The following is a 26045-nucleotide window of genomic DNA, read 5'->3' as shown; positions in this document are numbered from 1 at the left end:
CCTCACGACACGGGGACGATGCGCAGGGGCATGCCGAGCTTGGCGATCAGGCGTTCCTGCACGCCGTTGATGGTGACGGAGGCCATCTGGCAGCCGGTACAGGCGCCGGAGAGCTTCACGTAGACGTTGGAGCCGTCCACATCGATCAGCTCGCAGTCGCCGCCATCCTTCTTGAGAAAGGGCCGCACCTCTTCCAGCCCCTCCTCGATCAGGCGGATCTTCTGCACCGTGGTCAGCCGCCCGGTGGAGGCGAGCGACGGCGCAGCGGCAACGGCCGAAGCCGGCGGCATGGCCGAGGCGGTCGGCGGCCGCTTGGCCATCACCTGGTCGATATCCGTCTTGGGCTTGGCCGCTCCCGGCTTGGCCTTGGTCTTGAGCTGGCGCGGATCCACCGAACCGAGGCGATAGGCCTCTTCGGCCATGATCAGCCCCTCGGTCACCATCGCCGCATTGGTGCTGGCGAGCACCTCTTCCAGCTTGTCGAAACAGGTGAGACAGCCGCCACCGGCCTTGGTGTAGAAGGTCACCTGCTCGGGCGTCGTCAGCTTGTTGGCGCGCACCGCCCGCTCGATCATGCCGGCGTCGACGCCGAAGCACTTGCAGACCAGCTCGCCTTCCTCGTGATCGTCCTGCCATTCCTCGCCGCGATAGTTGGCGACAGCCGCCTGCAGCGCCTCATAGCCCATGACGGAGCAATGCATCTTCTCCGGCGGCAACCCACCAAGGAAATCGGCGATATCCTGGTTGCTGATCTTGAGCGCGTCTTCCAGCGTCTTGCCGATGATGATCTCGGTCAGCGCCGACGACGAGGCAATGGCCGAACCGCAGCCGAAGGTCTGGAACTTGGCCGCCGTGATCACCTCGGTCTCGGGATCGACGGCCAGCATCAGCTTCAGCGCATCGCCGCAGGAAATCGCCCCCACTTCGCCAACGGCATTGGCTTCTTCCAGCACGCCGGCATTCTTGGGATCGAAGAAATACTCTTTCACCTTGTCGGTATAATCCCACATCGCCTCGGTCTCCGTCCGTAAAGATTGAAATGCGCTTGCAGCACGACGCCGCGACTGAGCTGAAATTCGCTGGCGTGAGGCAGAAGCCGAAGCCAGATGTCCACGCCAGTAGAATTTCTGGTCAGTCGCTTAGCTGAAGGATTTGCCGCAGGAACACTTCGACTGGGCGTTGGGGTTGTTGAAGATGAAGCCGGAGCTTTCGAGCCCGGTGATGAAATCCACCGTCATGCCGGCCACATGCGCCTGGCTGTCGGAATCGACGAACAGCTTCACGCCGTCCTGATCGATGACGATGTCGCCGTCGCGCACCGCCGATTCGAGGCCCATCATGTATTTGAGGCCGGCGCATCCCCCCGCCTGCACCATGATGCGCAGGCCTTCCGCCGGATTGGCGGCGCGGGACATGGCGGTCTTGACGGCGGTCACGGCAGTGTCGGTCAACTGGATCATGGTCTGAACCCCTCTGATGCGAGTGTCTGATGAGGGGTTTTGCATAGGCCGTGCCAACATGTAATTATTTGATATTGCTACTATATTCTTGAAATCAGCCCTTGTCCGGAAGCCGACAAAGGTGGGGAATCCGACATGTCGCGATTCCCCCCGGCGGGCGGGCTTCACGCCGCCACGGTCAACTGCCGGCGCAGCTCCGCCATGCGGCTCATGCCGTCTTCCTCGCCGAAGCAGGATTGGAAATCCGTGCAGACGCTGCAGGACGGCGCGGTGCAGAGCGAGAAGCCCTCCTCCTCGCAGAGCACGCGATAGAAATACTTCTTCCAGCGCATGTTCCTCGTGTTGCCGGCATGCAGCACGGAAAAATGCGTCTTCAGCAGCCGGTTGAGTTCGTCGCGGCTCCCAAGGCCGAGGTCCTGCCACAGATGATCGGCCCGCATCGCCCGCCGCGCGATGATCACTGCCAGCCAGCTCGACAGCGGTTCGCGGCCCGAACGATGGGCCATGAGCAGCTCGCGCAGCATCAGTTCTTCATCATCCGCCGGGCTCTCCGCCATCCACTCGAGCTCCAGCGCGGCCCGCCGCAGGATTGGAAAGCGCCGGTCCAGCAACCGCCCTATCTCGCCGGGCTTCAAGCCGAGCCCATCGGCAAGCGAGCCCTCGCCGCGATCCACCTCGGTCAGCGCCGCCGCCAGCGCCGAGGCGAGAACGTGATTGTCGAAGGCGTCGGCCTCCGTGCGCGTCGGCCATTGCGCGGCGCGCAGCGAGGCATAGTGGCTGGCAAATGTCGTGGGCATGTCAGGCCTCCTTCATCTCCTGTCGGCTTCCCGACGCCGCAAGCGGCGTTCGTCCGGAAAGGCCGGGAACATGAGGCCATCAGCGCAATCACCGTGCCCGTTGCGCACCACGAGCACGTCATAAGTGTTAGCCCCTATGCAAGGTCACCGCCACGTCGCGCGGCCGCGCCGTATAGGGCCAGGAGGTAACGATCAGCCCGGCACCCGCAGCGATATAGGCACCGACAGTCTCGGGCGACAGGCCGCCGGCCGCCGCCAGCAGGGGCCGCTTGGTCACCCCGATCTTGCCCGCCAAAGCCGCCACATCCGCAGGGCTGAACTTCTCCAGCTGGATCACGTCAAAACCGGCAGCCGCCGCCTCAAGCGCGTCTTCGACACTTGCCACCTCGATGCCCAGCGCCTTCTCCGGCTGCTGTGCCCGCAGCTGCGCGTGAATCGCCCTGAAGTCCCAGCCGTCGAGAAAGACCCGGTGTTGATCGAACACCAGCACCGTCTCGCCCAGACCCTGCCGATGCAGGATGCCGCCGCCCGCCTTCACCGCCAGCTGCGACAATCGCCGCACGCCCGGCACCGTCTTGCGTGTCGTTGCAATGCGTACATCGGGATTGACGGCAGCGCTGGCATCCACCAGCTCCCGCGTCGCCGTGGCTATTCCGGAGAGGATCTCCAGAAGCGTCTGCGCCGCCTTCCACACCCGGTGCAACTCGCCCGCCGTGCCGCGCGCCGTCAGCAGCGGCTGCCCCGCCGCGCAAAGGGTCCCGTCACGCACCAGAATCTGGACGTCGAGTCCGGCCATCATCCGCGCCGCCACCTCGATGCCGGCGAGAACCATGGCTCCGCGGGCGCGGAACTCCATGCGCCCCGGCAGTGCCCCGATCCCCAGCGCCTCGGTGGTGACGTCACCGCCGCCCGCGTCCTCTTCGAGAAGGCGCTCGATGTCGGCCAGCGTGATCATTCCACACCAATGATGACGTCGGAGGCCTTGATGATCGCCGCGGCTTCCTGGCCAATCTCCAGCCGCAGATCCTCGCAGGCCTCATTGGTGATCGACGAGGTCACCAGCATGCCGTCGACGATCTCGATCTTCACATGGGTCGTGGTCGCGCCCTTGGTGATGGCAACGATCTTTCCCTTGAGCACGTTGCGTGCCGACAATTTCATGGTCGGAAACCTCTTGATTTCATGCGCTTGATTTACGTTATATAGCTAAAACCATAGCGCACAAGACCGCGCTCGACTCATGCGATTTCGGCAGGGCTCATGGTGTGCGGCTTGCAACGTCGCCAGATGCCACCTGTCCCGCCAAGCAAATGTCGGGCTCCTGACAGGGACACGCCGGAGATCGCCATGACGCGTCGCATTCTCGACCGCTTCCCCGCCCACGACGCCGCGTCGCGGCTGAACGCCTTCGAGTTGGCAGCCATCGTCTACGATGACGGCGTCTCCATCGACCACCTCATGTGCTTCTTTGCCGACGAACTGATGAGCACCAATCATTGTGTCGGCGGCCTGGTGCAGCAACCCTGTGAAGACCCGGATGCGGCCTATGCCACGCTGGTCGACCTGATGACTCGCGAGCATTTCCTGTTCCGCAAGGACCACCAGCTGAAGTCGCGCCTTTGGAGCCTTGATGACAGGATCCTTGATGACGCCCGCACCCGCATCCGCCGTTCGGTCGGCGCTGCCACGGATCTGACCTTCGTTCCGCGCTTCGGCGATGCCGAGATTGCCGGCGGCGGGCTGGCCGAGTGCTACGGCCCCGTCGCCGCCTATGGGATTCCGCTCCTCACCGCCGTGCATCGGCGCCATGTGGAGGACTGGCTGAAGTTCACCGGCGGCATCGGCACGCTGCTCGCCTGTCGCCTGCGCGTGCTGCGCGACTGGTGGAATGAAACCGCCACCCGCCGCCAGGCCGTCGAGGCCCGCCGTCAGCAGGAAGCCGCCGATCTCGCCGGCGCCACCGTCATCCCCTTCCTGCCCAACTTCCAATGAAAAAGCCCCGGCGCTTGCGCGTCGGGGAGTTGGCTTTGGGGGAGCCATTCAGAAAAAGCCGAGGTGCCGGCCTCGAAGCCAGCTGCCCGCGCCGGTGAATTTTCCGGGCCGGCGTCAGGCGGCTACCTTGTCGGCGGCCACATGCGTCTGGCAGTTCTTCGGGCAGACGCGCGCGCAGGCGCCGCAGCCGATGCAGGCACCACCGGCGTCCACCACCATGATCTTGCGGTTGAGTTCGCCGTCGAAGTCGTCGTCATCATCCTCGGTCACCTTGCCCAGGATCTCGCCGTCATCGTTGACGCCATGCAGATGCATCACGTCGCGCGAGCACACCTTGTAGCAGCGGCCGCAGCCGATGCAGGTGCTGCCGTCGATCGAGGTGAGATATTGCGGCATCCACGGCCGCCCATCGAGGGTCTTGAACTCGGCCATCAGGCGTTCTCCAGTGCGGTGAGTTGCTTGCGCGCGGCGTCCAGCGCCGCGAAGGCATCATGCGTCGCCTGCGCGACGGACAGGATCGACGTCCAGTTGACCGGCAGCTCCTCCGAGAGGTCGTGCAGGTTCATCTTGGCATTGGTGGCCTTGGCCGACAGCTTGCGGATTTCGACCTTCAGGGTCTCGATGTCTGACATTTGGGATCCTTTTGGTTCTCGGCCCATGCGGGCCGCCTCGCCGGTCGGCTCGGGCGCTATGCGCTTGGGTCTCCTTCGGCCCATGCGGGCCGCCTCGCCGGTCGGCTCGGGCGCTATGCGCTCAGTAATCGGCGACTTCCGGAAATTTCTCGATCAGCAGCCTGGCCTCGTCGACCAGCTTCTGGCCCGCCTCGCCCAGCTTCTCGAAGGTCTCGAAGCCGAAGCGATGCACATCACGCAGCGTCTTGGAAATCACCACCAGCCGCCCCGTTGTCAGCTGCACGCGGCCGAAGCCTTCATGGCTCATCTTCATCATCGGCGAGGCCATCTTGCCCGTCGCCATCTCGATGGCGAGGCCGACTGCGGCGTAGAATTTCTCCACCCGCCACAGCACGTCCGGATCGGGATCGTCGATGATCGGGATCTCGCGGCGCTGCTCCTTGGTGACGATGAAGTCCTTCAGCACCGCGTCGTCGGAAAGCTTCTCCCAGCTGCCATAGCTGTCCTCGGCCCGGACGATGCGCGTCAGCGCCTTCACGAAGGGATGGTCGAGCCCGGCAACCGGGGCCTCGGCAAGGGTGTCGGTCATGTCGATGTCTCCACGGGTTCAATCTCTAGACCTAGAGCCTGATCTGAAATTCGCTGGGCTGCGGCAGGTGGCGATGGTTTCGAGAACCGGAGCGGAGCGAACGTGACGTTCGTGAGCACCGGAAGCGCAGAAAGCGAAGCCAGATGCCCGGCCCAGTAGAGTATCGGGTCAGGCTCTCAATCGTCTTCAAAGTCGGCCTTTGCCGCGCCGACGCCGGCCTCGGCCAGCACCTTGCGCAGCCACGGCGGCGGTGCACCGTTCAGCATGGTGCGCGTGCGCTCCAGCACCTCCTCGATCGGCGAGGCATTGGGCACCTTGATCGGATGGATCTTCGCCCCCACCACCTTGGCCGCCGACGGTCCGCCGATGGCGAGGCAGAAGAGCAGGTGGCAGCCGGTCAAAGCCTCCACCTTCGGCGTGATGCGATCATCGCCCTCGGTCTTGTGCGCGCCGCTCTCGTCGGACGTATCGTCGAAGGTGATGGCCTCGACGAAGCTCCAGCCATCCTTGGTCACGTCATAGACCGCAAACTTCGGCGCCGAGCCGAAGTGCGCATTCAGGCTCTTCATGTCGCGCGAGGCGATGGCGATGCGCACCGCCCCCTGCGGGCGCTCCGGCTTGGCTTCCCCGGCCTCAGTGTCGACGAGGCTCAGGCGACGAACGGCTGTCATGATGGGTCTCCCGGTTCCGGAACGGATTGAGGCTGTCGGGCGTCGGCTCCACGCGCGCGCCCTGGAAAATGTTGGCCACCTCGAAGATCAGGTCGCGCGTCCCCTCGTAGCCGACCGACTTCCTGTGCTGCGTGCCGAGCCGATCAAAGATCGGAAAGCCCACACGCATCAGCGGGATGCCCAGTCGCTCCGACGCCTGCCGCCCATGGGCATGCGTCACGAGAAGATCAGCGCCGCCCGCCATATCCTCGAAATCGCCGAGATCGCCGACCCGCACCGTCTCCGCCGGTACGCTTGCGAGAATGGGATTGTCGCCCGTCGAGGCGATGGCAAGCGACGTCGTCGCCCCCATTTCACTGAAGAAAGAGGCGAGCATGTAGAGGTGATCGGGCTCGGCAGCGATGGCGACCTGCTTGCCGCCGAAATGGAAGTGTCCATCGAGCATGGCGTCGCACAGCTGCGACCGCCGCCGGCGCAGCTTGGCCGGCACCACCGCCCCCGAGATCCGGGCCAGCAGCGTCACGAAGCGATCTGAGGCCTTGAGCCCCGTCAGCGTCGGCAGCAGCGTATAGTCCACGCCCGCCTTGGCCTTCAGAGCCTCCGCCGCCCCCCGCATATGCTCGCCGATGGCGATCGTATGGACACATTCGCCCAGCGTCTCGATGTCGGAGACCTGACACCCGCCATAGGTGGTCGGGATCCATTTGCCCGGCACCGTGCCGTCAAGCGCGCCGGAGATATCGGGCAATATGGTCGCCTCAAGCCCGAACATCTCCGCGTGTTCGGCGATCAACTCGATGTCGGCCACCGTCAGGTGCCAGCCCGGCAGGATGGCGATTCGCCTGGGATTGCGACGCAACGGCTGAGGACCGGTGATCGTCTCGATCATCCCCTTCACCGCCTTGCCCCAGCCCTCCTCGATCGACCCTGAGAAATCCGGCGTCGAGGCGAGCACGATTCGCGTCTCGCCAAGCAACTCCTTCTGCCGCTCGCGGATCAGCGCGAGATCGCCGGCAAAATCCTCGCCGCGCGTCTCCACCAGCGCCGTGGTGCACACGCCGATCAGCGAGGGATTGGTGCGGTTCTTGAGATTGACGATGGCTTCTTCCAGATGATCGGCGCCGCCCAGCACCGTCGACACCTCGTCCATCGCCGTCGTCTGCAGCGGGATGGTCTCCTTGAAATGCCGCACGAACAGCACCAGCGCAAAGGAGGTGCATCCCTGGCTGCCGTGGAACAGCGGCATGGCATTGGCCACCCCCATGAAGGCGAAGGCCGCCCCCAGCGGCTGGCTCGATTTCAGCGGATTGGACGAAAAAGCCTTGAGGTCGCGGATGATGTCAGCCATGGCGCCCTCAGCAATCATCATTGTCGCCCGCCCCAGAGGCGGCGAATTTCTGGAAGACGGGCGAGGTCAAGACCTCGCTACCCCCCTCTCTGTCTCTCCCCCTCAAGGGGGGAGAGAACGCAGCGGCCATCACAACACTCTCCCTCCCCCCTTGAGGGGGAGGGTTGGGGAGGGGGGTGTGAACGCGCGCATCCTGAACCCACCCCTCCTCATCCCAGGGCGCCACCTCCCGCACCGCCGCGAACACCGGATTGTGCACGGCGATATCGATCTGCCGGATCAGCTCCACCATGCCGTCATAACCGGCATAGGGGTGGTTGCGTTCCTGGTTGATGTCGAGCCAGGGCATCTTGGCCTTGAGCGCGATGAACTGCGTCCGCCCGCCGGACAGCATGATGTCGGCGCGATTCTCGGCCAAGAGCTTGTAGAGATCGCGCGGCGCCATGGCGTCGAAGGCGTGTTTTTCGTCCTTGAGCAGTTGCTTGATCCGCTCCTTGTCCTCGTCCGTCGATTTCTTGGTCGAGGTGCCGACGATCTCGATGCCCACTTCCTGCAGTGCCGCCACCACCGACCAGGACTTGACGCCGCCGGTGTTGAGCAGCACCCGCTTGCCATCGAGGCGCGGGCGATAGGCGGCGATCCGCTCCCAGGCGATCGCCTCTTCCTCTGAAATCAGCGCCTCGGTGCGGTCGATCAGTTCGGCATCCGCCCCCTGCCGCACCAGCAGCGCCGCGATCTGCCTGAGCGCATCCGACGTGTCGGAAATGCCATAGAACGAGCCCTCGAAATAGGGGATGCCCCAGCGCTCTTCCATCTTGCGGGCAAGATTGATCAGCGCCGTCGAGCAGACCATCATCGTCGCCTTGGCCCGATGCGCCGAGGCCACGTCGAGATAGCGCGCGTCGCCGGGAATGCAGGCGCGGATGCGGATGCCGAGCTTGTCCAGCAACGGCTTCACCATCCAGAACTCGCCGGCCAGATTGAACTCGCCGAGAATGTTGATGTCGTAAGGGCCGACATCGTCGGGCTCATGCGTGCCGATCACATGGTCGAGCAGCGCCTCACCGGCCAGCTTGTTGCCGAGATTCTTCGAACCGACGAAGCCCGGCGCATTCACCGGAATCACCGGCAAGCCGAAGCGTTCGCCCGCACGGCGGCAAACGCTGTCGATGTCGTCGCCGATCAGCGCCGTGACGCAGGTGGAATAGACGAAGACCGACGGCGGATCGAAGCGTTCCTTGATCGTCTTGATCGCCTTGAACAGCTTCTTCTCGCCCTGCCCCATGACGATGTCGAGCTCGGTGAGATCGGTGGTGAACGACCGCCGCCACAGATCCGACCCCGAGGAGCCCGCCCCGCGATTGTCCCAGCTGTTGCCCTCGCAGGCGAGCGGCGCATGGATGAGATGGGCCACGTCGGTGATCGGCTGCAGCACGATCTTGGCGCCGTCGAAGGCGCAACCGCCCGCCGCCGCGCCCGGCGTCAGCGGCTTGGAGCAGCCCTTCTTGCGCGCCTTGGCGTCCTTGCCCTGGTTCTTGTCGCAACCGGGCTCATTGAACACATCGGCGATCTTGGCTTGCAGCGACATCGGCACCGCCCTCACTCACCCGACACAGCCGTCCATTCGGCTCTTGCCAAGGTGAAATCGCAAGCCGCGTGCCACACGGTCATGGCATTGATTTTATTTGATAACCTTTCCTGTCAGCCGCCTTTGTCTCGCCCCGGACAGCCCGTCCTACACGGCTTTGTCGGATTCGCGACGCGCGCCCCTCAGATGAACAGGGGCGCCATGCGCCGCCAGGCACCGCCGCGATGCGCCCGGCCGTCCCAGTAATGCAGCCGATGCGGAATCTCCTTGTCCGTCAGAATTTGGCTCAGCGCCTGATTGCTCTCGAGAAACGGATCGTCCTTGCCCACCACCAGCACGATGTCGAGCGCCTTGAGGCTTTCGAGCCGCGCTTCGCAGGCAAGGCCCGGCAGGAAATGGGTGGGCATGTGGAAATAGACGTCGTCGCCCCGGTGGCCGTCGAGAAGGTCGCCGAAATGCTCGATCGTCAGCGTCAGGTCATGCCGGGCCGAGAAGGAAACGAGCTTGCGGAAGCGGTCGGGGTGGCGGAACACGAGGCTCGACGCCTGGAAGGCCCCAAGGCTGCAGCCCTGTGCGATCACGCAATCATGGGCGTTGCGCGCCTGCGCAAAGGGCAGCACCTCGTCGAGCACATAGGCCTCGAAGCGCTCGTGCCGGGCCAGCCTTTCGGGCGGCGTCAGGTGCCTGTTGTAGAAGGTCTCGCGCGCCAGTCCCTCGATGCAGTAGAGCTGCAGCTGCCCGGCCTCCACCTTGGCCCTGAGGCTCCCGACAATGCCGATATCCTCATATTCGAAGAACCGACCGTCGCGGGTGGGAAACATGATCACCTTGGCGCCGGCATGGCCGAAGACCAGAAGCTCCATGTCCCGCTGGAGATTGTGACTATGCCAACGATGATATTCGCGCTTCATGAGGAGCAAAAAACCGGGCGAATTCGCAACGCAACATCGCGTCCTGTTCTTGTTTGCCGGGATAATCGAAATGCCCTGCATCCAGGATGACGGTTTTGCAAAGATTTCTTGTCACCGCATTGGCCACCGCGAACTGGCAGGGCGGCGCTACCGCCGGATCAAACAGGGCCACCGCCATCAGCATGGGCACGGCAATGCGCCGCGCGGCCACCGCCGCGTCATAGAGCCGAAGGGTCTGCATGGCATTGCCATGCTCTCGCTCATAGGCCTGCACCGAGGCCGCGCTGCCCACCGACGGCAGCTTCAGCCGGAGTTCCTGCGCCCCGAAGGTCGGCAAGGCCAGATGCCCCCGGTCGATGCGCCGGTCATAGGGAATGGCCAGCGCGCCGATGCCGCCGCCAAAGCTGATGCCGGCATAGCCGATGTTGCCGTCGAGCCAGGGATAGAGCGCGATCAGCGTCGACACCGCCAACCACAGATCGGCGACACAGCCGCCGATGATATACTCGGCCGGCTTGTCGATATCATGCAGCACATGCCAGTTGGACTGGGTGGAGATCGGCGCCCGGGCGCTGCGCGACAAGCCCCGGAAGCAGGGAAACAGGATCGCCGTCTCCTCCACCGGCAGGTCGAGATCGGGCTGATCGCGTCCGCCATAGCCATGCCCCACCACCAGACCACGCCGCACGGGTCCGGACTTCGGCAGCAGCAGCCAGCCCTTGATCTTGAACTTGCCCGTGGAGCGATAGGTCAGACTGACCACATGCCAGTTCGGATGCTGGATCTTCCCCACCTTGAGCTTTGGCGCGGGATCCACCGCCAGCGCAGCCGCATAGCGTGCGCGCCAGAAGGCATCGAAATCCTCCGGTTCCTCCGGCGGTGCCACCGCCTGCAGATCGTCAAGTGTCAGCCCATAGGCCGGATCGAAGGGAAAGTTATGCGGAAACGTCACGGCCTGCCGAACCTTTGACCGGAGGGAAGCAATCAGGATCTTCCCGGCATTTCCCATGCGTCTGTCATCTACAAGCGGCCTCTGCAAAGGCCACCCAATCCTCTGTGGAAAACCCGACCGCACAACTTCCGGCACACGCCCGGCTGCGAGTAGGCGGCCACGTCAGCCAGGAATTAACTATAGCCGAAAAATCAGCACCTTACGGCAAGCTACATACCATCCCGTAACGCCAGTTGCGGCACGATCCGCCGCTCATCCCCCTTCGGGGCAGAACCGTCCTCTTTTGACCGTCCCTTCACGAGTATTGCCTTCATGTCGATTGCTCCCTTGCGCAACCTCGCCTGTGCTGTCCTGTTTCTGATCCCGAGTCTCGTGCTCAGCGAAGCCGCCCACGCCGTCGTCATTCTCGACAGCACCTGGGAAGAGGAAGGCGGCACCGAAGACGACCCCGCCGCCGGCTTCACCGCCGCTCTCGACCTTGCCGCCGAGCCGCAGTTCCAGTCGGTGATTGCCCTGTCCACCGATGGCGAAAGCTGGGGCGAAGCCTCCGCCACGTGGATCGGCAACGACGACGAACACGCCTACCTGCTCTCCGCCGGTCATATCTTCGACCTGCCCGCCAAGGTCGACGACTACGTCGCCCGCGCACCCGACGGTCACGTGGTCAAGATCGACAAGCTTTGGGTCCACCCGCTGTGGAACGGCGACGTCAACAATCGCGCCGGCTACGACTTCACCATCCTGCGCCTCGAAGAGCCGCTGGAAGACACCGGCCCGCAGCCGACCATCTACACCGGCACGTCCGAACTCGGCCATCTCATCACCTTCGTCGGCTACGGCACACGCGGCATCGGCTCTGTCGGTGAGGACGAAAAATATGACGAGGGGTCGGACAAGGCCGCCGCCGACGGCATCGTCGACATCGCCGACGATCCGATCGATCCGGTTCCTCCGGAAGACGAGGACGCCGGCGGCACCATGACCATCGCCCTGCCCAAGGAGGATGGCTCGGTCGAAGTTCCCACCGGCGGCGCCACAGAGCCGCCCGATCGTCTGGCCGGTCTGCTCGGCTCCGGCGACAGCGGCGGCTCGGCCTGGATGAAGGTCGGTGGCGTCTGGGAAATCGTCGGCGTCAACTCGAACGGCACCGGCGAAGCACAATATGGTGACACCTCCACCTTCGGCCGCGTCACCTTCATGCAAGACTGGATCGAGGGGATTTTCCCCGGCGCCCAGTTCGGCGACGAGGAGTGACATACCCGCGACATGCAGCCGACAAAAATGGGTAGGTCGCGAGACCTACCCATTGCATTTGCGCCGTGTAACTTTCGCACTCAGCGCGTCAGATCGAACGAATAGTCCGTCTCGGCGGCAACGTTGGTATCATCGTCATAGAGATCGAAGAACTTGTCGAGCAGCGCCGTCAGCACCCGCAAGCCGCCCTGGTAACCCCACAGCGGGAAGCGGTGGTGGTGGTGGCGATCGAAGACCGGGAAAGTCATGCGCAGTAGCGGAGTCTTGGTGTCACGCTCCAGATACTTGCCGTAGGAGTTGCCGATCAGGAGATCGACTTTCTCCGTGAACAGCAACGAGCGCATGTGCCACAGATCCTTGCCGGGATACGCCTTGCAATCCTTGCCGAAAGGCGAGGTGGCAAACAGCTTGGCCATGTCCTCGGCCCAATCCTTCGAGCCGTTGGTGGCAAGACAATGGATCGGCTCGCCGCCTGTCTCCAGGATGAACTTGGCCATGGCATAGACAAAGTCCGGATCGCCATAGATCGCATATTTCTTGCCGTGCAGATAAGCCTGGCTGTCGGCCATGGCATCGACAAGACGACCGCGTTCCATACGCAGCTCTTCCGGGATCGACTTTCCGGTGATCTCGGAGATCTTCATCAACAGGGCGTCGGTGGCGCGAACACCCATCGGATAATTGAAGGACGCGGTCTCCTGGCCCTTCTCGGCGCAATAGTCCAGGGTCTTTCGAGTATTCCAATGCTGCAGCGAAATGGTCGCCTTGGCATTGAGGCCGGCCTTCACGTCTTCGAGCTTGGTGCCGCCCGAATACATCCGGTAGTCGCCGTCGGACGGGGTGTCGAACTGGTCGGAAGCGTCGGAAATCAGGGTGTAGGACACGCCCATCATGCCGAGGATACGCTTCAATTCGCGATTGTTTCCAACGCAATAGCCGTCAAAGCCCGGAATGATGTTGACCGAGTTGGCCGGCACGTCGGCCCGCGTCAGCGGCTTCCAGAAATGCTCGAGAATGCCCTTGATGGCATTGTCATAGCCGTCCACATGGCTGCCGACGAAGGCCGGTGTATGGGCGAAGGGGACGTCGAAATCTGCGGGAACCGAGCCCTTCGTCTTGGCATTCTCGATGAAACCGTGCAGATCGTCGCCGATGACTTCCGCCATGCATGTGGTAGACACAGTAATCATCGACGGTTGATAGAGCGAGTAAGTATTCGCAAGACCATCGATCATGTTGTTGAGGCCGCCGAACACCGCCGCGTCTTCCGTCATCGACGAGGACACCGCCGAGCAGGGCTCCTTGAAATGCCGGCTGAGGTGCGAACGGTAATAGGCCACGCAACCTTGCGAGCCATGCACGAAGCTCATGGTCTTCTCAAAGCCGTTGGCAGCAAAAACCGCCCCGAGCGGCTGACAAGCCTTGGCCGGGTTGACCACCAGAGCTTCGCGAGCGAAGTTCTTGTCCTGATATTCCTTGGTCTTGGTGTATTCGACCATATCGTCGACTTCACCAGAGGACGCGCCACACTCGAACATCTTCTTGTTGGCCAGCATTTCCTTGTATTCCGGCTCGCGGAACAGCGGGGCATGGTCCAGGATCTTTTCGGCGGACTGGGGCATTTGATCACCTCTTTGGCTCCGGGCCGCGCCAGACGGCGGCACAATCGGGCAAGGGAGAAGGGATCGCGCAGACGGTCTCGGTCGCGCGTGGTGAACAGGGGTTGAGGCTGCAGAAGGGGCTCCCCCTCCCACCCGGGGAGAGGGAAAAGTCCTTTGTTATTCGGCCGCTACGGCCATCTCGTCGCCCTTGGTCCAGGGCGCATCGAACAGGTCCCAGACCGGGTTGTTGATGGCCAGATCCATGTCGCGGGCGAAGATGGCAAAGCCGTCATAGCCGTGATAGGGGCCGGAATAGTCCCACGAATGCATCTGACGGAAGGGAATGCCCATCTTCTGCACCGGATACTTTTCCTTGATGCCGGAGCCGACGAGATCTGGCCGCACCTTCTCGATGAACTTCTCGAGCTCGTAGCCGGTCACGTCGTCATAGATCAGCGTGCCCTTCTTCACGTAATGGCCCGTGCGCTGATAGTCGTCGTTATGGGCGAATTCATAGCCCGTACCGGCGATCTCCATGCCGAGATCTTCATAGGCCGTGATGACATGGCGCGGACGCAGGCCGCCCACGTAAAGCATCACCTTCTTGCCCTTGAGGCGGGGCTCGAACCTGGCAATCACCGCGTCGACCATCGGCCGATACTTGGCGATGACCTTCTCCACATTGGCCTCGATCTCCGGACCGAAATGCTTGCCGATCTTGCGCAAGCTGGCTTCGATCTGGCTCGGGCCGAAGAAGTTGTATTCCATCCAGGCCACGCCATACTTCTCTTCCATATGGCGGCAGATGTAGTTCATCGACCGATAGCAATGGATGAGGTTGAGCTTGGCCTTGGGCGCGCGCTCGATTTCGGCCAGCGTAGCGTCACCCGACCAGTTGCCGCAGACGCGCAGGCCGATTTCTTCAAGCAGAATGCGCGAAGCCCAGGCATCGCCGCCGATGTTATAGTCGCCGATGACGTTGACGTCATAGGGACCGGCTTCCCATTCGACTTCCTTCTTGTCGAACACCCAGTCACGGATCGCGTCATTGGCGATATGGTGACCGAGTGACTGCGACACGCCGCGGAAGCCTTCGCAACGCACTGGAACGACAGTGGTTTCGTGTTCCTTGGCCTTCTTCTTGGACACGGCCTCGATGTCGTCGCCGATCAGGCCGATCGGGCATTCCGACTGGATGGAGATGCCGTGGTTGAGCGGGAACAGCGTCTCGATCTCGTCGATGACCTTCTCGAGCTTCTTGTCGCCGCCGAAGACGATGTCCTTCTCCTGGAAGTCGGAGGTGAACTGCATCGTCACGAAAGTATCGATGCCGGTGGTGCCGATATAGTAATTGCGACGTTGCGACCAGGAATACTGGCCGCAGCCGACCGGGCCATGGGAAATGTGGACCATGTCCTTGATCGGGCCCCACACCACGCCCTTCGAGCCGGCATAGGCGCAGCCGCGAATGGTCATGACGCCGGGGATCGACTTGATGTTCGACTTGACGTCGCATTCGGTGAACAGCGGTCCTTCCTCGCTCTCCTGGGCGACGCCGGGATGCTCTTCCGCCGCCGACTTGGCGACCGTCAGATGCTTGCGGCGACGCTTGGCGAACTTGTCGGGATATTGGGCGAGGACTTCCTCAATGAACTTTTCATTGGCCTCGCCGTCGTTTTCATAATCGGTGGTCATGGGGCAAGCCTCGTGACTGTCGCGTTGCGGGGTGAAGGAGGCGGCAACCCGCCGGGGTCAAGGCCCGGTGCGCGGAACGCCTCCTCCTCAGGGATCAGTGGCCGGCAGCCAGGGCCTTGGCGGCTTCCTTGGCCTGAAGTTCGGCAAGCGCCTGCTCGTCGGACTTCATGATGCCGAAGTCGAGGAGCATGTCCTCAAGCTCTTCCATGGTGATCGGCGTCGGGATCGTGCCTTGACCGGAGTTGTTGTGGATCTTCTGGGCGAGCTGGCGATATTCCTGGGCCTGCTGGCTGTCGGGCGCATACTGGATCACCGTCTGCTTGCGCAGTTCGGCATGCTGCACGATGTTGTCGCGCGGCACGAAGTGGATGAGCTTGGAGTTGAGGCGCTTGGCCAGGGCTTCGGCAAGATCCAGCTCGCGGTCGGTCTGGCGCTCGTTGCAGATCAGCCCGCCGAGGCGCACGCCGCCCGAGTTGGCATACTTCAGAATGCCCTTGGCGATGTTGTTGGCCGCATAGAGCGCCATCATCTCGCCGGACATGACGATATAGATTTCCTGCGCCTTGTTCTCGCGGATGGGCATGGCGAAGCCGCCGCACACCACGTCGCCGAGCACGTCGTAGGAGACATAGTCGACATCGTCATAGGCGCCGTTTTCCTCGAGGAAGTTGATCGAGGTGATGACGCCGCGACCGGCGCAGCCGACGCCCGGCTCCGGACCACCGGACTCCACGCACTTGATGCCCTTGTAACCGATCTTGAGCACGTCCTCGAGCTCAAGATCTTCGACCGAGCCATGCTCGGCAGCCAGGTGCAGCACGGTGTCCTGCGCCTTGGCATTGAGGATGAGGCGGGTGGAGTCGGCCTTGGGGTCGCAGCCGACGATCAGGATCTTCTGGCCGAGGTCGACGAGGGCCGCCAGGGTGTTCTGTGAGGTGGTGGACTTGCCGATACCGCCCTTGCCGTAGAAGGCAATCTGCCGGAGTGCTGCCATGTTCGTATTCCCTTGTTGCTGTGAGACGTGACGAAAGGAAGTCGGTGTTCAATCTCGGTCGGCAGCGTCTGGGCCGCCTCGCAACAGGTGAATTTCAAGCAGCGTGCCAAGTTGCCCGCGCATCCGAAAAGTCGCCAATTTACATGTAAAATCAATATTTTGTCGGATACCTCACCCTGGCAAGGCACGAAACAGCCCTCTGTCGGGGGGACGACAAAGCCCGACAAAATCATGTCGGGCCTGGCCCCATCGGACGTCTGGAAATGGTGAGCGCCAGCCTGCGCGCCTCCCTCAGCCGAATGGCACGTCGCCTGCACAACTGATCGTGCACGGAGCTTCGGCACGACAAGTCGTGTCGGCTTCGCAACACAGCTTTTCACAGGAGCACGATTGATGGCGACACACATGATCAAGGTGGCCTACGAAGGCCTTGTCACCCAGGCCTCACGCCTGGCCGAACCAGGGCTGACCAACGGCGGCGCCAGCATCTACGAGGTGCAGGGCGTTCCCGGGGAACTCTCCATCGACGACGTCATCGAGAGCTTCCGCAAGCTCGGCAAGACCCCGCCCAAGCACAGGGACTACGAGGTCAAATGGGCTGATCTGGCTGTCTGAAATGAAAGACCGCGTCCGGCGGGGTGGAACCGGACGCGGCCAAGGTGTTTGGAGGACTTTGGAGGTCAGTTTCTTTTGTCAGAGGTTGCGGAACAGCGCCCCGCACAGAAGCAGCAGGAAGCCGGCCAGCAACAGTTCAAACTGATAGCGCACGATTTCGGCAACATGAAGGACGCCGAAATGGGCCGCAATCGACAGGCCGGCGAGCACAACGGCGCCGACAAGAACAGGCGTGGTGGGAGCAGACGTCTGCAGACCGGCGCGGCTCATGAATCGGGACTTCATCGTTCTGTCTCCTTGGTCACGACGCCGAAGCGTCCATGACCAAGGCTTACGGTCTGAACTCAGACCGCGTTGTCTCGGCCCCCGGGGTCATGCGCAAGACGCACTCATTGCATCAGGAGATCGGTCGCCACCTTGAGACCGATGTCGAGCACCACGATGCCCTGGGCTGCGAAGAACTTGGCTTCGTTCTTCTGCAGCTTGTCGCAATCGGCCACCGCGTAATGCGGCCCCGACGATCGCTTCATGATCTGCCGGGCATAGGTGCGCAGCATCTGGTCGTGGAAGCGACAGCCGAGGAACAGGAAGCCACGCGTTGTGCGCCGCTCCTGCACCACCAGCGGGATCGGCGTCTGGATGTCGATCTCTGTCAGCACCTCCACATAGTCGCTGTCGGCGACAAGGAAGTTGCCGGCCGGCGCCACACCGCCATGCGGTGTGTAGAGTATGGTTGCAGCCGCGCCTGCCTTTTCGCCCGGCACCACGGCGCCGGACAGGTCGTAGCTCAGATACCATTGGTCGAGATTGATCCCGGCCCGCGTGGTGCCCTGCACATCGACCACATCGCTGCGCCCCGAACCGACCAGCGCGGCCCGGAGCGTGCTGTCATACCAGCTGTCCACCAGCATGGAGAGCGGTTGTCCGGCCAGCCAGCGGTGAAAGGCCGTGGGCTGCGGCGGTGCCCCGAAGATGTCGACCATATAGGCCGTGAGCGTCTTCCGATGCTTGCGGCTGTCGATATATTGCGCCACGCTCCACATGTTCGTGCGGATGCGCGAAGGCGCTGGCGTGCGCTTGTGCAGCAGCTTCGCCACCTCCTCGGGCAGAATGGGCACCGCCGCCGGCGCGTCCAGCGCCAGCAGATCGGGGCCGAGATATGGCACAAGGCGATCGGCCGCGAGCGATGCGCGCACGTCGGCTAGCAGCGCCAGCGCGTCGGCACCGGTCACGCGGATCAACTCACCACCGCTCAGAAGAGCCGTCATCGTCAGTCCTCCTCGCCGAGCTTCTTGGCATTGACGGTGATCGGCAGGCGCGTGTCCTCGGGCATCTCCGGCAGGATCAGCGTCCAGCCGTTCTTGAGCTTCACCGATCCGCCCCAGAGCGTCTCCTTCTCCACCTCGACGATCGGCTCCTCGAGGTCCTTCTTCGGAACATAGGCCGAGAGCCCCTTGTCGCTCCTGCGGATCATCACCTTCATCTGCAACTCCTTGTCGGAAACCCGAAGACCTGGTCACTCTGCGGCCGAAGACGGGGCGGCGGCGGGCTGCTTGTCGAGGCTCATCAGTTCGCGCGCCCGCATGCCCACCAGCGTGCCGCGATCGATCCACTCGACCGAATAGATGTAGAACTGCTGCAGGAAGGTGCCGATGTCGCGCACATAGCCAACGTCGCCCTTGCGCACGAGATTTTCGCCGATTTCCTTGCCGAAATAGGTGCCGTCATTCTTCACATGGCGCGTTGCCTGCACCTTCTCGCCCGGCAGGAAGACGGGGGCTTTGCGGATCTCGACTTCCTCTTCACGACCAAGGCCCATCGACGTCACTCCTCTTCATCAAGCCCGAGACGCTTGCGCACGGTCTCCCGCACCAGGTCGTCGGGATCATCGGCGAGTACGGAGAGATCCTCCGCCCGCATGCGTTCGGCCAGCGTGTGGCGAACGCGGAAATCATCGTCGTCGGCCATCAGCCTGAGACGCCCGACCGGCAACCGCGCCGCCACCTCGATACGCACCAGCGGCTCGGGATCGCCGATCATGTGGACGAGCTGATAGTCCTCGATGCGTCGGGCAACGATCCGGCGCACCGCAGGGTCCTGGTCGCGCATCATCCGCACCAGAAGTGCGGGCGGCGATCGGCGGGCGGCGACCAGCCGCACCATATAGTCCGGGTCGTCGAACAGGATCGCCAGTGCCTCGCCGTCGAGCCGGCCGGCAAGGGCGGCCCGCACGCGCGGCTCCGGATCGGCGAGCATGGCCCGCACGCGAGTGAGCGGCAGGCGCGTTGCCACCACCGCCCGCACATCCGGTTCGGGATCGCCGATCAGGCGCGGGAGCTGGAAGGGCGAAGCATAGCGGGCAGCCAGGGTACGCACCTCGAAATAGGGGTGGCCGAAATAGCGCTCGGCTTCCTGCCGGTTGGCGGCGAAGAAGCGGTCGATCCGCCGTCCGCGCCGGTCCATCACGCAGGTTTTGCCGAGATCGCACCGGCCTTGCCGACGGATGTCCTCGTGCGGGCAATCGGTGCAGGACACCGGATTGCCCAGCCAGTCGAAGGGGGGATCATCGTCGGGCTCAGCCTTGGCCACCGCCGCCTCCGATCCCTCAGGCCGCCGCCTTCACGCAGGTCTTGGGCACCGGACAGACGGCATTGCACTGCTGCGTGTCGAAGGAACCCTCGCATTCGGTGCACTTGGCCGGGTCGATCCAGTAGCTCTCGCCCTTGAACCTGATGGCGGCCGACGGGCACTCGAACTCGCAAGCGCCGCAGGCCGTGCATTGGGACGTGATGATCTTGAACGCCATGATACTCTCCGTGGAAAGATAGATTAGCCCGTTAAGTTGAAAGTCAGGCGACCGCGGCGGCCAGCTCCGCGCCGAAGCGCTCGGCATAAACGGTGCCGATGGCGGTCTCGATATAGTCGAAGGCAAAGCGATCGGTGGCCTCGATGCCGGCCGCTTGCAGCATGTCCTGCGGACAGTCGCCGATCTTGGAGCAGAGCACCACGTTGACGCCCTCCAGCATCTCGATGATGCCGTCGAGCGAAGCGTCCTCGCCGAAGCCGCCCATGCAATAGTTCTCCACCTTGCGGTGACCGACGAAGACGATGCCGGAGGGGCGCGCCTCGTAGACCATGAACTCGCGGGCGTGGCCGAAATGCTCGTTGATGCGCCCGCCGCCCTTGGTGGCCACCGCCACCAGCAGGCTGGCATCGACCGCCGCTTCCTTGACGGCGGCAACCGCCTGCTCCTTGGCCGCCATGTGATCGCCGCGCTCGGAGGCGACGAACTCGCGATAGGCCTCGCGCTTGGCCGGGTCATAGGCGACGGTCTCCGGCAACAGGTCGAGCGTGAACTCCTGGCCGCGATCCTCACCGAGCAGACCAACCGCATCGGCGCGGCACTGGCGGCAATGGCGCATCAGCTTGGCACCGCCTTCGAGCTTGTCCTGCAGAGCCTTGAGTTCCATGGGCTTGGGGCCGCGCTGGCCCGTCAGGCCGAAATGCGTGCCATGCTCCGGCGCGGAGATCAGCGGCATCACATTGTGCAGGAAGGCCCCGCGCGCCTTCACCCACTTGTTGACCTCGATGAGGTGTTCGTCGTTGATGCCGGGGATCATCACCGAGTTGATCTTGGTGAGAATGCCGCGCTCGGTCAGCATCTCGAGACCCTGCATCTGCCGTTCGTGCAGAATCTGCGAAGCCTCGACGCCGGTCCAGCGCCGGTTCTTGTAGAAGATCCACGGATAGATCTTCGCGCCGATCTCCGGATCCACCATGTTGATGGTGATGGTGACGTGATCGACATTCATCTCCATCAGCTCGTCCACATGGTCTGGCAGCGCCAGGCCATTGGTGGAGATGCAGAGCTTGATGTCGGGGATGTCCTTGACCACCGCCTCGAAGGTCGCCTTGGTCTTCTTCCAGTCGTAGCAGCTGTCGCCGGGACCGGCGATACCGAGCACCGACAGCTGCGGTACTTCATTGGCGACCGAGATGACCTTGCGCACCGCCTGATCGGGCGTCAGCTTTTCCGAGACGACACCGGGGCGGCTCTCGTTGGCGCAGTCATATTTGCGATTGCAGTAGTTGCACTGGATGTTGCAGGCCGGCGCCACCGCCACATGCATGCGGGCGAAATAGTGATGCGCCTCTTCCGAGTAGCAGGGATGATCCTTGATCTTGTCCCAGACGGCGGCGTCCATGTCCTCGGGCTTGGCCGACGAACCGCAGGACGACGTCGAACAACCGCCCGACTTGGCAGTGGCCTTCAGGGCGTCGAAATCGATGGGCTGAGCCAGGCTGTCGAGCGAAATAAGCGGCTTGTTCATCCGGAACACTCCCTCTCGTGGGTTCCCTGCAGAGAGGTTTCGCAAAGGGCGTGCCAGATTTTTTATTATTTACTTTCAATGCATTGACCAGATTGTCAGACCCATCACATTGCAATGCGACAAAGCCTTGTCGCGATGTCGACAGCCCTACCACAGCCACAAAGGCAAAAGGCCGGGACACGCCCCGGCCTTCCTGCGTCGATGCCAAGAACCACTCAGAAGCGCTTCATCTCGATATGATATTTCTTGAGCGCGTAACCGATCTGTCGCGGCGTGATGCCGAGGAGACGGGCGGCCTTGGCCTGCACCCATCCGGTCTTCTCCATGGCATCGAGCAGGCGATCCTTTTCCGTCAGTCGCCCGTTGAAGGCTGGACAATCCGGCCCCGCGTGCTCGCAGAGCCGATCGCCTGCGGCATCCGCCACCTGCGGCGCCTCGACGACGGACACGACAGGAACCGGCGCCACCGGCGGCGGTACCGACCGCGCCACCACGGGCGACACCCCACCGCCGCGCGCCAGCGCCGTCACCTGGTCCTCCGCGCTCTTCTTTCCGCCGGTCCACAAGGTCGCCGACAGACATTCGCCATGCGCGCAGGCAAAATCGTCCCGCTGGATCGCGTCATGCCGGCTGAGCGTCGCAGTGCGACGGATGCAGTTCTCAAGCTCGCGCACATTGCCGGGGAAGTAGCACTTGCACAGCAGATCAACGCCGCCCTGCGTCATCTGCAGCTTGCGGCCGTTCTCCTTGTTGAACCGATCGAGGAACGAGCGGGCCAGGAGCGGAATGTCGCCCGGCCGTTCGCGCAGCGGCGGCAAGGCGATCGGCACCACGTTGATGCGATAATAGAGATCAGCCCGGAACTCGCCCTTGGCCACCGCCTCTTCCAGATTGCGGTTGGTGGCGCAGATGAGGCGCACGTCCACTTTCAGCGTCCGCGTCCCCCCCACCCGCTCGAACTCGCCCTCCTGCAGCACGCGCAAGAGCTTGGACTGGAAGGCCGGCGAAATCTCGCCGATCTCGTCGAGCAGCAGCGTGCCGCCGTGCGCCAGCTCGAAGCGTCCCGGCTTGGTAGCGACAGCCCCTGTGAACGCCCCCTTCTCATGGCCGAACAGTTCGCTCTCGAGCACGCTCTCGGACATGGCCGCGCAGTTGAGCTTGATGAAGGGCTTGGCCTTGCGCGTGGACAATTCGTGGATCGCGCGGGCGAACATCTCCTTGCCGGTGCCGCTTTCCCCACGCAACAGCACGGTGGAGTTGGTCGGAGCGACCACCCCGATGGTCTCCAGCACCCGCCGGACGGGACGGCTCTCGCCGACAATCCCGCCGGCATGCCGGGCGGTCTTGAGCGGCGTCTCGTCCAGCGCCTTCTCAAGGCGGCTGCGCTCGTCGATCAGTCGTCGCCGATCCGCCGCGACGATCCGATGCAGCCGCACGGCCTGCCCCACCAGATTGGCCACCATGGAGAGAAAGCGCAGGTCTTCGTCGATGCGGATCTCGCTCGAACCGTCCCAGACGCGATCGATCGACAGCGTACCGATCACCTTGGCGCTGTCCTTGATCGGCACCCCGATGAAGGACACGCGGTTGCCAGCCGCCTGGGCGGTTTCCGAAAACAGCGGATCCCTGGCAATGTCCTGGATCACCAGCGGCGTCGTCGTCGCAACGATGCGGTCGATCACCAACTGCGGCAGGCTGTCGAGTGGCTGCCCCTTCACCTCGCCCGCCCAGCCGGCCGTCGCCACGATTTCGGGATCGCCCGCCTCGTCGATCACCACGATCATGCCCCGTCGCATCAGCAGGAACGAGGTCAGGATGTTCACCACATTGGCCAGCGTCACTTCGAGCCGCGCCGGCGTGTTGAGGATCTTGGAGATCTCGTAGATGCCAAACAGCGCCATCTCGGCTGTGGCGCGGGCCTCCTTGATCGGCTGGGCGGAAGTGGATGTCATCGGTCGGTCGATCCGGCTGAAATCATAGAGGGCCTGAACCATCGCTTCGCCTCCATCCGGTGGGGAAGACGTTAGGCCAGACCAGAACCCGTATGGAACATGCACCGAACCGATGGGCACAGCGGATCAGTGGTGCTCTAGGTCAATGTGTCTGACCGCACGGCACAAATCACGATATGCAAGCACGGGACCAACCCGTCTCTTGTCAGGCTGCAGCATCCTATCGGGTATCGAAATAGTCACGCCTCAATTTCTGACAGTAGCCCCTGAGTTTTGCTCACCCACTACGCAAATAAGTAAGTTCACGTAGAATAGAAAGTGCAGGTTTCGTGAGCGGGACAGAGCAGCAGGGCCAACTAACACATTGATGCAAAAAGATTCGCTTCAGTTTTTACTGAGGTTGGGTCTGCGCCAAAGATGAGCACGAAAACTTGGCCAGCTCAGATGTCGACGGCTGCGCCGCCACTGGCCCGCCCCTGCAACACGGCTGTCAGTGTTGCGCCCTACCAACCTGTTGTCTTTCCGACAAAACCCAACGCAAGCCTTGCCCCGATTTTCAACCACTGAAACTAATCTTTTGAAATCATATACTTACAAGTCCGTACGTAACTTGGCACAGCTCGTGCGATTTGGGCAGCACCCCATCCGCATGAGGTTTCAGCCATGCATATCGTCGTCTGCATCAAGCAAGTGCCCGACAGTGCCCAGATCCGCGTCCACCCGGTGACCAACACCATCATGCGGCAAGGCGTGCCCACCATCATCAACCCCTACGACCTCTACGCCCTTGAGGAAGCGCTGCGTCTGCGCGACCAGCATGGCGGCGAAGTCACCGTACTGACCATGGGGCCGCCCAACGCCGAGGATACCCTGCGCAAGGCGCTCACCTTCGGCGCCGACCGGGCCGTCCTGCTCACCGACCGTTTCTTTGCCGGCTCGGATACGCTCGCCACCTCCTTCGCGCTGTCCTCGGCCATCGCCAAGGTCGCGCAAGTCTACGGCGCTCCCGACATCGTCTTCACCGGCAAGCAGACCATCGACGGCGACACCGCCCAGGTCGGCCCCGGCATTGCCAAGCGGCTGAAGCTCCTGCAGCTCACCTATGTTTCCAGGATCGCCGACCTCGATCTCGCCGGCCGCACCATCTCCGTCGAGCGTCGCTCGGAAGGTGGCGTGCAGCAGCTCAGGACCACCCTGCCCGCGCTCATCACCATGCTGGAAGGCACCAACGACATGCGCCGCGGCACCATGAAGGACGCCCTGCGCGCCGCCCGCGCCGAGGTGGTCATCTGGTCGGCCAAGGACGCCGGCATCGAGGATCTCACCAAGTGCGGCCTGCGCGGTTCGCCCACCGTGGTCAAGCGCGTCTTTGCCCCCGGCCCGCGCGCCGAGAAGGCAGAGATGATCGAGATCACACCGGCAGCGCGCGACACTGCCGACAGCCTGCTCGACGCCATCTTCTCCCGCCAGCCCAAGCTGGAAGCCGATATCGCTGCCGCCCAGGCGGCCCTCTGACCTCTACTCAGGAGTGCCCCATGACCGAGGCCCCCAAGCCCGCCGCACCGGCCGCCGCCGGCTCCCGCGCGTCGATGAAGAAAGAGCTGCCCGAACACTTCAAGGCCTACAAGCATGTGTGGGTCTATGTGGAAGTGGAGCGCGGCCAGGTGCATCCCGTCTCCTTCGAGTTGCTCGGCGAAGGCCGCAAGCTCGCCAACAAGCTTGGTGTCGACCTCGCCGCCGTGGTGATCGGCCCGCCCGATGAGGGCACCCGCACCGCTGTGGCGGAGACCTTCTGCTATGGCGCAGATCTCGCCTATCTGGTCGAGGATCCCCTGCTCACCCACTATCGCAACGAGCCCTACACCCGCGCGCTCACCGACGTCGTCAACACCTACAAGCCGGAGATCCTGCTGCTGGGCGCCACAACGCTCGGCCGTGACCTCGCCGGCTCCGTCGCCACCACGCTGCTGACCGGCCTCACTGCCGACTGCACCGAGCTCGACGTTGACGCCGACGCGTCTCTCGCCGCCACCCGCCCTACCTTCGGCGGCTCGCTTCTGTGCACCATCTACACGCTCAACTTCCGCCCACAGATGGCCACGGTGCGCCCGCGCGTCATGGCCATGCCCGAGCGGGTGGAGAAGCCGGTCGGCCGTGTCATCACCCACAAGCTCGACATGGTCGAGGACGACATCGTCACCAAGATCCTGTCCTTCATTCCCGACCGCGACGCTGGCAAGGCCAACCTCGCCTATGCCGACATCGTGGTGGCCGGCGGGCTCGGCCTCGGCGGAGCGGAGAACTTCCAGCTGGTCAAGGGTCTCGCCCGCGTGCTTGGCGCCGAATACGGCTGCTCGCGCCCCGTGGTGCAGAAGGGCTGGCAGCCTTATGAGCGGCAGATCGGCCAGACCGGCAAGACCATCCGGCCCAAGCTCTACATCGCCGCCGGCATCTCAGGCGCCATCCAGCATCGCGTCGGCGTCGAGGGTGCCGACCTCATCGTCGCCATCAACACCGACAAGAACGCGCCCATCTTCGACTTCGCCCATGTGGGCCTCGTCACCGATGCCGTGCGCTTCCTGCCGGCCCTGACCGACGCCTTCATCCGCCGCCTGTCCCCCCACAACCGCGACCGCCTCGCCGGCTGATATCTGAGGAGCTCC

At 63.3% G+C, this 26045-nt stretch carries 29 protein-coding genes; 5 read left to right on the top strand and 24 right to left on the bottom strand.

From position 1 onward, the window contains the following. Positions 1 to 2: 2 nt before the first annotated feature. The 5 genes from nifU to L2I41_RS08910 all read right to left on the bottom strand — a co-directional run bounded on the left by nifU (position 3) and on the right by L2I41_RS08910 (position 3418). Complete coding sequence (nifU, locus tag L2I41_RS08930; protein WP_237153186.1) at positions 3 to 1010, bottom strand: Fe-S cluster assembly protein NifU; 1008 nt, start codon at positions 1008 to 1010, stop codon at positions 3 to 5. 129 nt (positions 1011 to 1139) lie between these two features. After that, positions 1140 to 1460 (bottom strand): HesB/IscA family protein, encoded by a 321-nt coding sequence (locus tag L2I41_RS08925; RefSeq protein ID WP_237153185.1) that lies wholly within the window; start codon positions 1458 to 1460, stop codon positions 1140 to 1142. A gap of 164 nt (positions 1461 to 1624) precedes the next feature. After that, positions 1625 to 2257, bottom strand: a complete 633-nt coding sequence (locus L2I41_RS08920) for a nitrogen fixation protein NifQ (RefSeq protein WP_237153184.1) — start codon at positions 2255 to 2257, stop codon at positions 1625 to 1627. Between the two features lie 127 nt (positions 2258 to 2384). Beyond that, positions 2385 to 3212: a ModD protein gene (gene modD / locus L2I41_RS08915; RefSeq protein WP_237153183.1), complete on the bottom strand. Its 828-nt coding sequence runs from the start codon at positions 3210 to 3212 to the stop codon at positions 2385 to 2387. Beyond that, the gene (locus tag L2I41_RS08910; protein ID WP_237153182.1) at positions 3209 to 3418 is read right to left on the bottom strand and encodes a TOBE domain-containing protein; all 210 of its coding nucleotides are present in this window, start codon (positions 3416 to 3418) and stop codon (positions 3209 to 3211) included. Before L2I41_RS08910 ends, modD begins: the two co-directional genes overlap by 4 nt. A gap of 186 nt (positions 3419 to 3604) precedes the next feature. Here L2I41_RS08910 and L2I41_RS08905 point away from each other — a divergent pair, with 186 nt between their 5' ends. Further along, positions 3605 to 4249: a DUF2478 domain-containing protein gene (locus L2I41_RS08905; RefSeq protein ID WP_237153181.1), complete on the top strand. Its 645-nt coding sequence runs from the start codon at positions 3605 to 3607 to the stop codon at positions 4247 to 4249. Positions 4250 to 4363: 114 nt separating this feature from the next. On the opposite strand, the gene fdxB is transcribed toward L2I41_RS08905, so the two are convergent. The 8 genes from fdxB to L2I41_RS08865 form a co-directional block, all read right to left on the bottom strand. After that, positions 4364 to 4681, bottom strand: coding sequence for a ferredoxin III, nif-specific (gene fdxB / locus L2I41_RS08900; RefSeq protein ID WP_390634032.1), 318 nt, complete (start codon positions 4679 to 4681; stop codon positions 4364 to 4366). Further along, positions 4681 to 4881 (bottom strand): CCE_0567 family metalloprotein, encoded by a 201-nt coding sequence (locus L2I41_RS08895; protein ID WP_237153180.1) that lies wholly within the window; start codon positions 4879 to 4881, stop codon positions 4681 to 4683. Before L2I41_RS08895 ends, fdxB begins: the two co-directional genes overlap by 1 nt. A 121-nt stretch (positions 4882 to 5002) precedes the next feature. Further along, a complete protein-coding gene (locus L2I41_RS08890; protein ID WP_237153179.1) occupies positions 5003 to 5470 on the bottom strand; it encodes a NifX-associated nitrogen fixation protein in 468 nt (155 codons plus the stop codon). Between the two features lie 176 nt (positions 5471 to 5646). Then, positions 5647 to 6141, bottom strand: coding sequence for a nitrogen fixation protein NifX (gene nifX, locus L2I41_RS08885; protein WP_237153178.1), 495 nt, complete (start codon positions 6139 to 6141; stop codon positions 5647 to 5649). Further along, complete coding sequence (nifN, locus tag L2I41_RS08880) at positions 6104 to 7489, bottom strand: nitrogenase iron-molybdenum cofactor biosynthesis protein NifN (RefSeq protein WP_237153177.1); 1386 nt, start codon at positions 7487 to 7489, stop codon at positions 6104 to 6106. The genes nifX and nifN overlap by 38 nt, the downstream gene beginning before the upstream one ends. 7 nt (positions 7490 to 7496) lie before the next feature. Continuing rightward, a complete protein-coding gene (nifE, locus tag L2I41_RS08875) occupies positions 7497 to 9077 on the bottom strand; it encodes a nitrogenase iron-molybdenum cofactor biosynthesis protein NifE (RefSeq protein ID WP_237153176.1) in 1581 nt (526 codons plus the stop codon). Positions 9078 to 9259: 182 nt separating this feature from the next. Further along, the gene (locus L2I41_RS08870) at positions 9260 to 9988 is read right to left on the bottom strand and encodes an esterase family protein (protein ID WP_237153175.1); all 729 of its coding nucleotides are present in this window, start codon (positions 9986 to 9988) and stop codon (positions 9260 to 9262) included. Then, complete coding sequence (locus tag L2I41_RS08865; protein WP_237153174.1) at positions 9960 to 10940, bottom strand: acetylxylan esterase; 981 nt, start codon at positions 10938 to 10940, stop codon at positions 9960 to 9962. The genes L2I41_RS08870 and L2I41_RS08865 overlap by 29 nt, the downstream gene beginning before the upstream one ends. Positions 10941 to 11252: 312 nt before the next feature. On the opposite strand from L2I41_RS08865, the gene L2I41_RS08860 reads away from it, so the two are divergent. Further along, positions 11253 to 12194 (top strand): hypothetical protein, encoded by a 942-nt coding sequence (locus L2I41_RS08860; RefSeq protein ID WP_237153173.1) that lies wholly within the window; start codon positions 11253 to 11255, stop codon positions 12192 to 12194. Between the two features lie 80 nt (positions 12195 to 12274). On the opposite strand, the gene nifK is transcribed toward L2I41_RS08860, so the two are convergent. The 3 genes from nifK to nifH form a co-directional block, all read right to left on the bottom strand. Continuing rightward, positions 12275 to 13816: a nitrogenase molybdenum-iron protein subunit beta gene (nifK, locus tag L2I41_RS08855; protein ID WP_237153172.1), complete on the bottom strand. Its 1542-nt coding sequence runs from the start codon at positions 13814 to 13816 to the stop codon at positions 12275 to 12277. Positions 13817 to 13972: 156 nt separating this feature from the next. Beyond that, on the bottom strand, positions 13973 to 15490 hold the full coding sequence (gene nifD / locus L2I41_RS08850; protein ID WP_237153171.1) for a nitrogenase molybdenum-iron protein alpha chain: 1518 nt from the start codon (positions 15488 to 15490) through the stop codon (positions 13973 to 13975). Between the two features lie 94 nt (positions 15491 to 15584). Beyond that, entirely contained in the window at positions 15585 to 16484 is a 900-nt protein-coding gene (gene nifH, locus L2I41_RS08845) for a nitrogenase iron protein (RefSeq protein WP_237153170.1), read from the bottom strand. 393 nt (positions 16485 to 16877) lie between these two features. Here nifH and L2I41_RS08840 point away from each other — a divergent pair, with 393 nt between their 5' ends. Next, a complete protein-coding gene (locus L2I41_RS08840; protein WP_237153169.1) occupies positions 16878 to 17099 on the top strand; it encodes a hypothetical protein in 222 nt (73 codons plus the stop codon). 78 nt (positions 17100 to 17177) lie between these two features. On the opposite strand, the gene L2I41_RS08835 is transcribed toward L2I41_RS08840, so the two are convergent. From L2I41_RS08835 to nifA, 8 genes are all read right to left on the bottom strand, one after another. Further along, complete coding sequence (locus tag L2I41_RS08835) at positions 17178 to 17384, bottom strand: hypothetical protein (protein WP_237153168.1); 207 nt, start codon at positions 17382 to 17384, stop codon at positions 17178 to 17180. Positions 17385 to 17488: 104 nt separating this feature from the next. After that, positions 17489 to 18367 carry an SIR2 family NAD-dependent protein deacylase gene (locus L2I41_RS08830; protein ID WP_237153167.1) on the bottom strand — a complete coding sequence of 293 codons (879 nt, stop codon included), beginning with the start codon at positions 18365 to 18367 and terminating at the stop codon, positions 17489 to 17491. 2 nt (positions 18368 to 18369) lie between these two features. After that, positions 18370 to 18582 carry a putative nitrogen fixation protein NifT gene (gene nifT, locus L2I41_RS08825; protein WP_237153166.1) on the bottom strand — a complete coding sequence of 71 codons (213 nt, stop codon included), beginning with the start codon at positions 18580 to 18582 and terminating at the stop codon, positions 18370 to 18372. Positions 18583 to 18615: 33 nt separating this feature from the next. Next, a complete protein-coding gene (locus tag L2I41_RS08820; protein WP_237153165.1) occupies positions 18616 to 18918 on the bottom strand; it encodes a nitrogen fixation protein NifZ in 303 nt (100 codons plus the stop codon). Between the two features lie 5 nt (positions 18919 to 18923). Then, a complete protein-coding gene (locus L2I41_RS08815; protein ID WP_237153164.1) occupies positions 18924 to 19688 on the bottom strand; it encodes a 4Fe4S-binding leucine-rich repeat protein in 765 nt (254 codons plus the stop codon). 16 nt (positions 19689 to 19704) lie between these two features. Next, positions 19705 to 19905, bottom strand: a complete 201-nt coding sequence (locus tag L2I41_RS08810; RefSeq protein ID WP_237153163.1) for a 4Fe-4S binding protein — start codon at positions 19903 to 19905, stop codon at positions 19705 to 19707. 43 nt (positions 19906 to 19948) lie between these two features. Continuing rightward, positions 19949 to 21430, bottom strand: a complete 1482-nt coding sequence (nifB, locus tag L2I41_RS08805) for a nitrogenase cofactor biosynthesis protein NifB (protein WP_237153162.1) — start codon at positions 21428 to 21430, stop codon at positions 19949 to 19951. 215 nt (positions 21431 to 21645) lie between these two features. Continuing rightward, on the bottom strand, positions 21646 to 23424 hold the full coding sequence (nifA, locus tag L2I41_RS08800; RefSeq protein WP_390634024.1) for a nif-specific transcriptional activator NifA: 1779 nt from the start codon (positions 23422 to 23424) through the stop codon (positions 21646 to 21648). A 621-nt stretch (positions 23425 to 24045) separates the two neighbouring features. Between nifA and L2I41_RS08795 the strand changes: the two genes are divergently transcribed. Further along, on the top strand, positions 24046 to 24897 hold the full coding sequence (locus L2I41_RS08795) for an electron transfer flavoprotein subunit beta/FixA family protein (RefSeq protein ID WP_237153161.1): 852 nt from the start codon (positions 24046 to 24048) through the stop codon (positions 24895 to 24897). 20 nt (positions 24898 to 24917) lie between these two features. Further along, positions 24918 to 26030: an electron transfer flavoprotein subunit alpha/FixB family protein gene (locus L2I41_RS08790; RefSeq protein ID WP_237153160.1), complete on the top strand. Its 1113-nt coding sequence runs from the start codon at positions 24918 to 24920 to the stop codon at positions 26028 to 26030. The last annotated feature ends 15 nt before the right edge of the window (positions 26031 to 26045 follow it).

Source organism: Oryzibacter oryziterrae (assembly GCF_021864535.1).
Classification (GTDB): Bacteria; Pseudomonadota; Alphaproteobacteria; order Rhizobiales; family Pleomorphomonadaceae; genus Pleomorphomonas; species Pleomorphomonas oryziterrae.
This window is presented reverse-complemented; position numbering and strand designations above follow the sequence as displayed.

Excerpts from the sequence above, each read along its gene's own strand:
- fdxB (WP_390634032.1), bottom strand. The coding sequence starts at position 4,681 with ATGGCCGAGTTCAAGACCCTCGATGGGCGGCCGTGGATGCCGCAATAT.
- modD (WP_237153183.1), bottom strand. The coding sequence starts at position 3,212 with ATGATCACGCTGGCCGACATCGAGCGCCTTCTCGAAGAGGACGCGGGC.
- nifH (WP_237153170.1), bottom strand. The coding sequence starts at position 16,484 with ATGGCAGCACTCCGGCAGATTGCCTTCTACGGCAAGGGCGGTATCGGC.
- nifK (WP_237153172.1), bottom strand. The coding sequence starts at position 13,816 with ATGCCCCAGTCCGCCGAAAAGATCCTGGACCATGCCCCGCTGTTCCGC.
- L2I41_RS08790 (WP_237153160.1), top strand. The coding sequence starts at position 24,918 with ATGACCGAGGCCCCCAAGCCCGCCGCACCGGCCGCCGCCGGCTCCCGC.
- L2I41_RS08870 (WP_237153175.1), bottom strand. The coding sequence starts at position 9,988 with ATGAAGCGCGAATATCATCGTTGGCATAGTCACAATCTCCAGCGGGAC.
- L2I41_RS08925 (WP_237153185.1), bottom strand. The coding sequence starts at position 1,460 with ATGATCCAGTTGACCGACACTGCCGTGACCGCCGTCAAGACCGCCATG.
- L2I41_RS08840 (WP_237153169.1), top strand. The coding sequence starts at position 16,878 with ATGGCGACACACATGATCAAGGTGGCCTACGAAGGCCTTGTCACCCAG.
- L2I41_RS08890 (WP_237153179.1), bottom strand. The coding sequence starts at position 5,470 with ATGACCGACACCCTTGCCGAGGCCCCGGTTGCCGGGCTCGACCATCCC.
- nifX (WP_237153178.1), bottom strand. The coding sequence starts at position 6,141 with ATGACAGCCGTTCGTCGCCTGAGCCTCGTCGACACTGAGGCCGGGGAA.
- nifD (WP_237153171.1), bottom strand. The coding sequence starts at position 15,490 with ATGACCACCGATTATGAAAACGACGGCGAGGCCAATGAAAAGTTCATT.
- L2I41_RS08905 (WP_237153181.1), top strand. The coding sequence starts at position 3,605 with ATGACGCGTCGCATTCTCGACCGCTTCCCCGCCCACGACGCCGCGTCG.
- nifN (WP_237153177.1), bottom strand. The coding sequence starts at position 7,489 with ATGGCTGACATCATCCGCGACCTCAAGGCTTTTTCGTCCAATCCGCTG.
- nifB (WP_237153162.1), bottom strand. The coding sequence starts at position 21,430 with ATGAACAAGCCGCTTATTTCGCTCGACAGCCTGGCTCAGCCCATCGAT.
- L2I41_RS08920 (WP_237153184.1), bottom strand. The coding sequence starts at position 2,257 with ATGCCCACGACATTTGCCAGCCACTATGCCTCGCTGCGCGCCGCGCAA.
- nifU (WP_237153186.1), bottom strand. The coding sequence starts at position 1,010 with ATGTGGGATTATACCGACAAGGTGAAAGAGTATTTCTTCGATCCCAAG.
- L2I41_RS08820 (WP_237153165.1), bottom strand. The coding sequence starts at position 18,918 with ATGGGCCTTGGTCGTGAAGAGGAAGTCGAGATCCGCAAAGCCCCCGTC.
- L2I41_RS08835 (WP_237153168.1), bottom strand. The coding sequence starts at position 17,384 with ATGAAGTCCCGATTCATGAGCCGCGCCGGTCTGCAGACGTCTGCTCCC.
- L2I41_RS08830 (WP_237153167.1), bottom strand. The coding sequence starts at position 18,367 with ATGACGGCTCTTCTGAGCGGTGGTGAGTTGATCCGCGTGACCGGTGCC.
- nifA (WP_390634024.1), bottom strand. The coding sequence starts at position 23,424 with ATGGTTCAGGCCCTCTATGATTTCAGCCGGATCGACCGACCGATGACA.
- L2I41_RS08810 (WP_237153163.1), bottom strand. The coding sequence starts at position 19,905 with ATGGCGTTCAAGATCATCACGTCCCAATGCACGGCCTGCGGCGCTTGC.
- nifE (WP_237153176.1), bottom strand. The coding sequence starts at position 9,077 with ATGTCGCTGCAAGCCAAGATCGCCGATGTGTTCAATGAGCCCGGTTGC.
- L2I41_RS08860 (WP_237153173.1), top strand. The coding sequence starts at position 11,253 with ATGTCGATTGCTCCCTTGCGCAACCTCGCCTGTGCTGTCCTGTTTCTG.
- L2I41_RS08795 (WP_237153161.1), top strand. The coding sequence starts at position 24,046 with ATGCATATCGTCGTCTGCATCAAGCAAGTGCCCGACAGTGCCCAGATC.
- L2I41_RS08895 (WP_237153180.1), bottom strand. The coding sequence starts at position 4,881 with ATGTCAGACATCGAGACCCTGAAGGTCGAAATCCGCAAGCTGTCGGCC.
- nifT (WP_237153166.1), bottom strand. The coding sequence starts at position 18,582 with ATGAAGGTGATGATCCGCAGGAGCGACAAGGGGCTCTCGGCCTATGTT.
- L2I41_RS08910 (WP_237153182.1), bottom strand. The coding sequence starts at position 3,418 with ATGAAATTGTCGGCACGCAACGTGCTCAAGGGAAAGATCGTTGCCATC.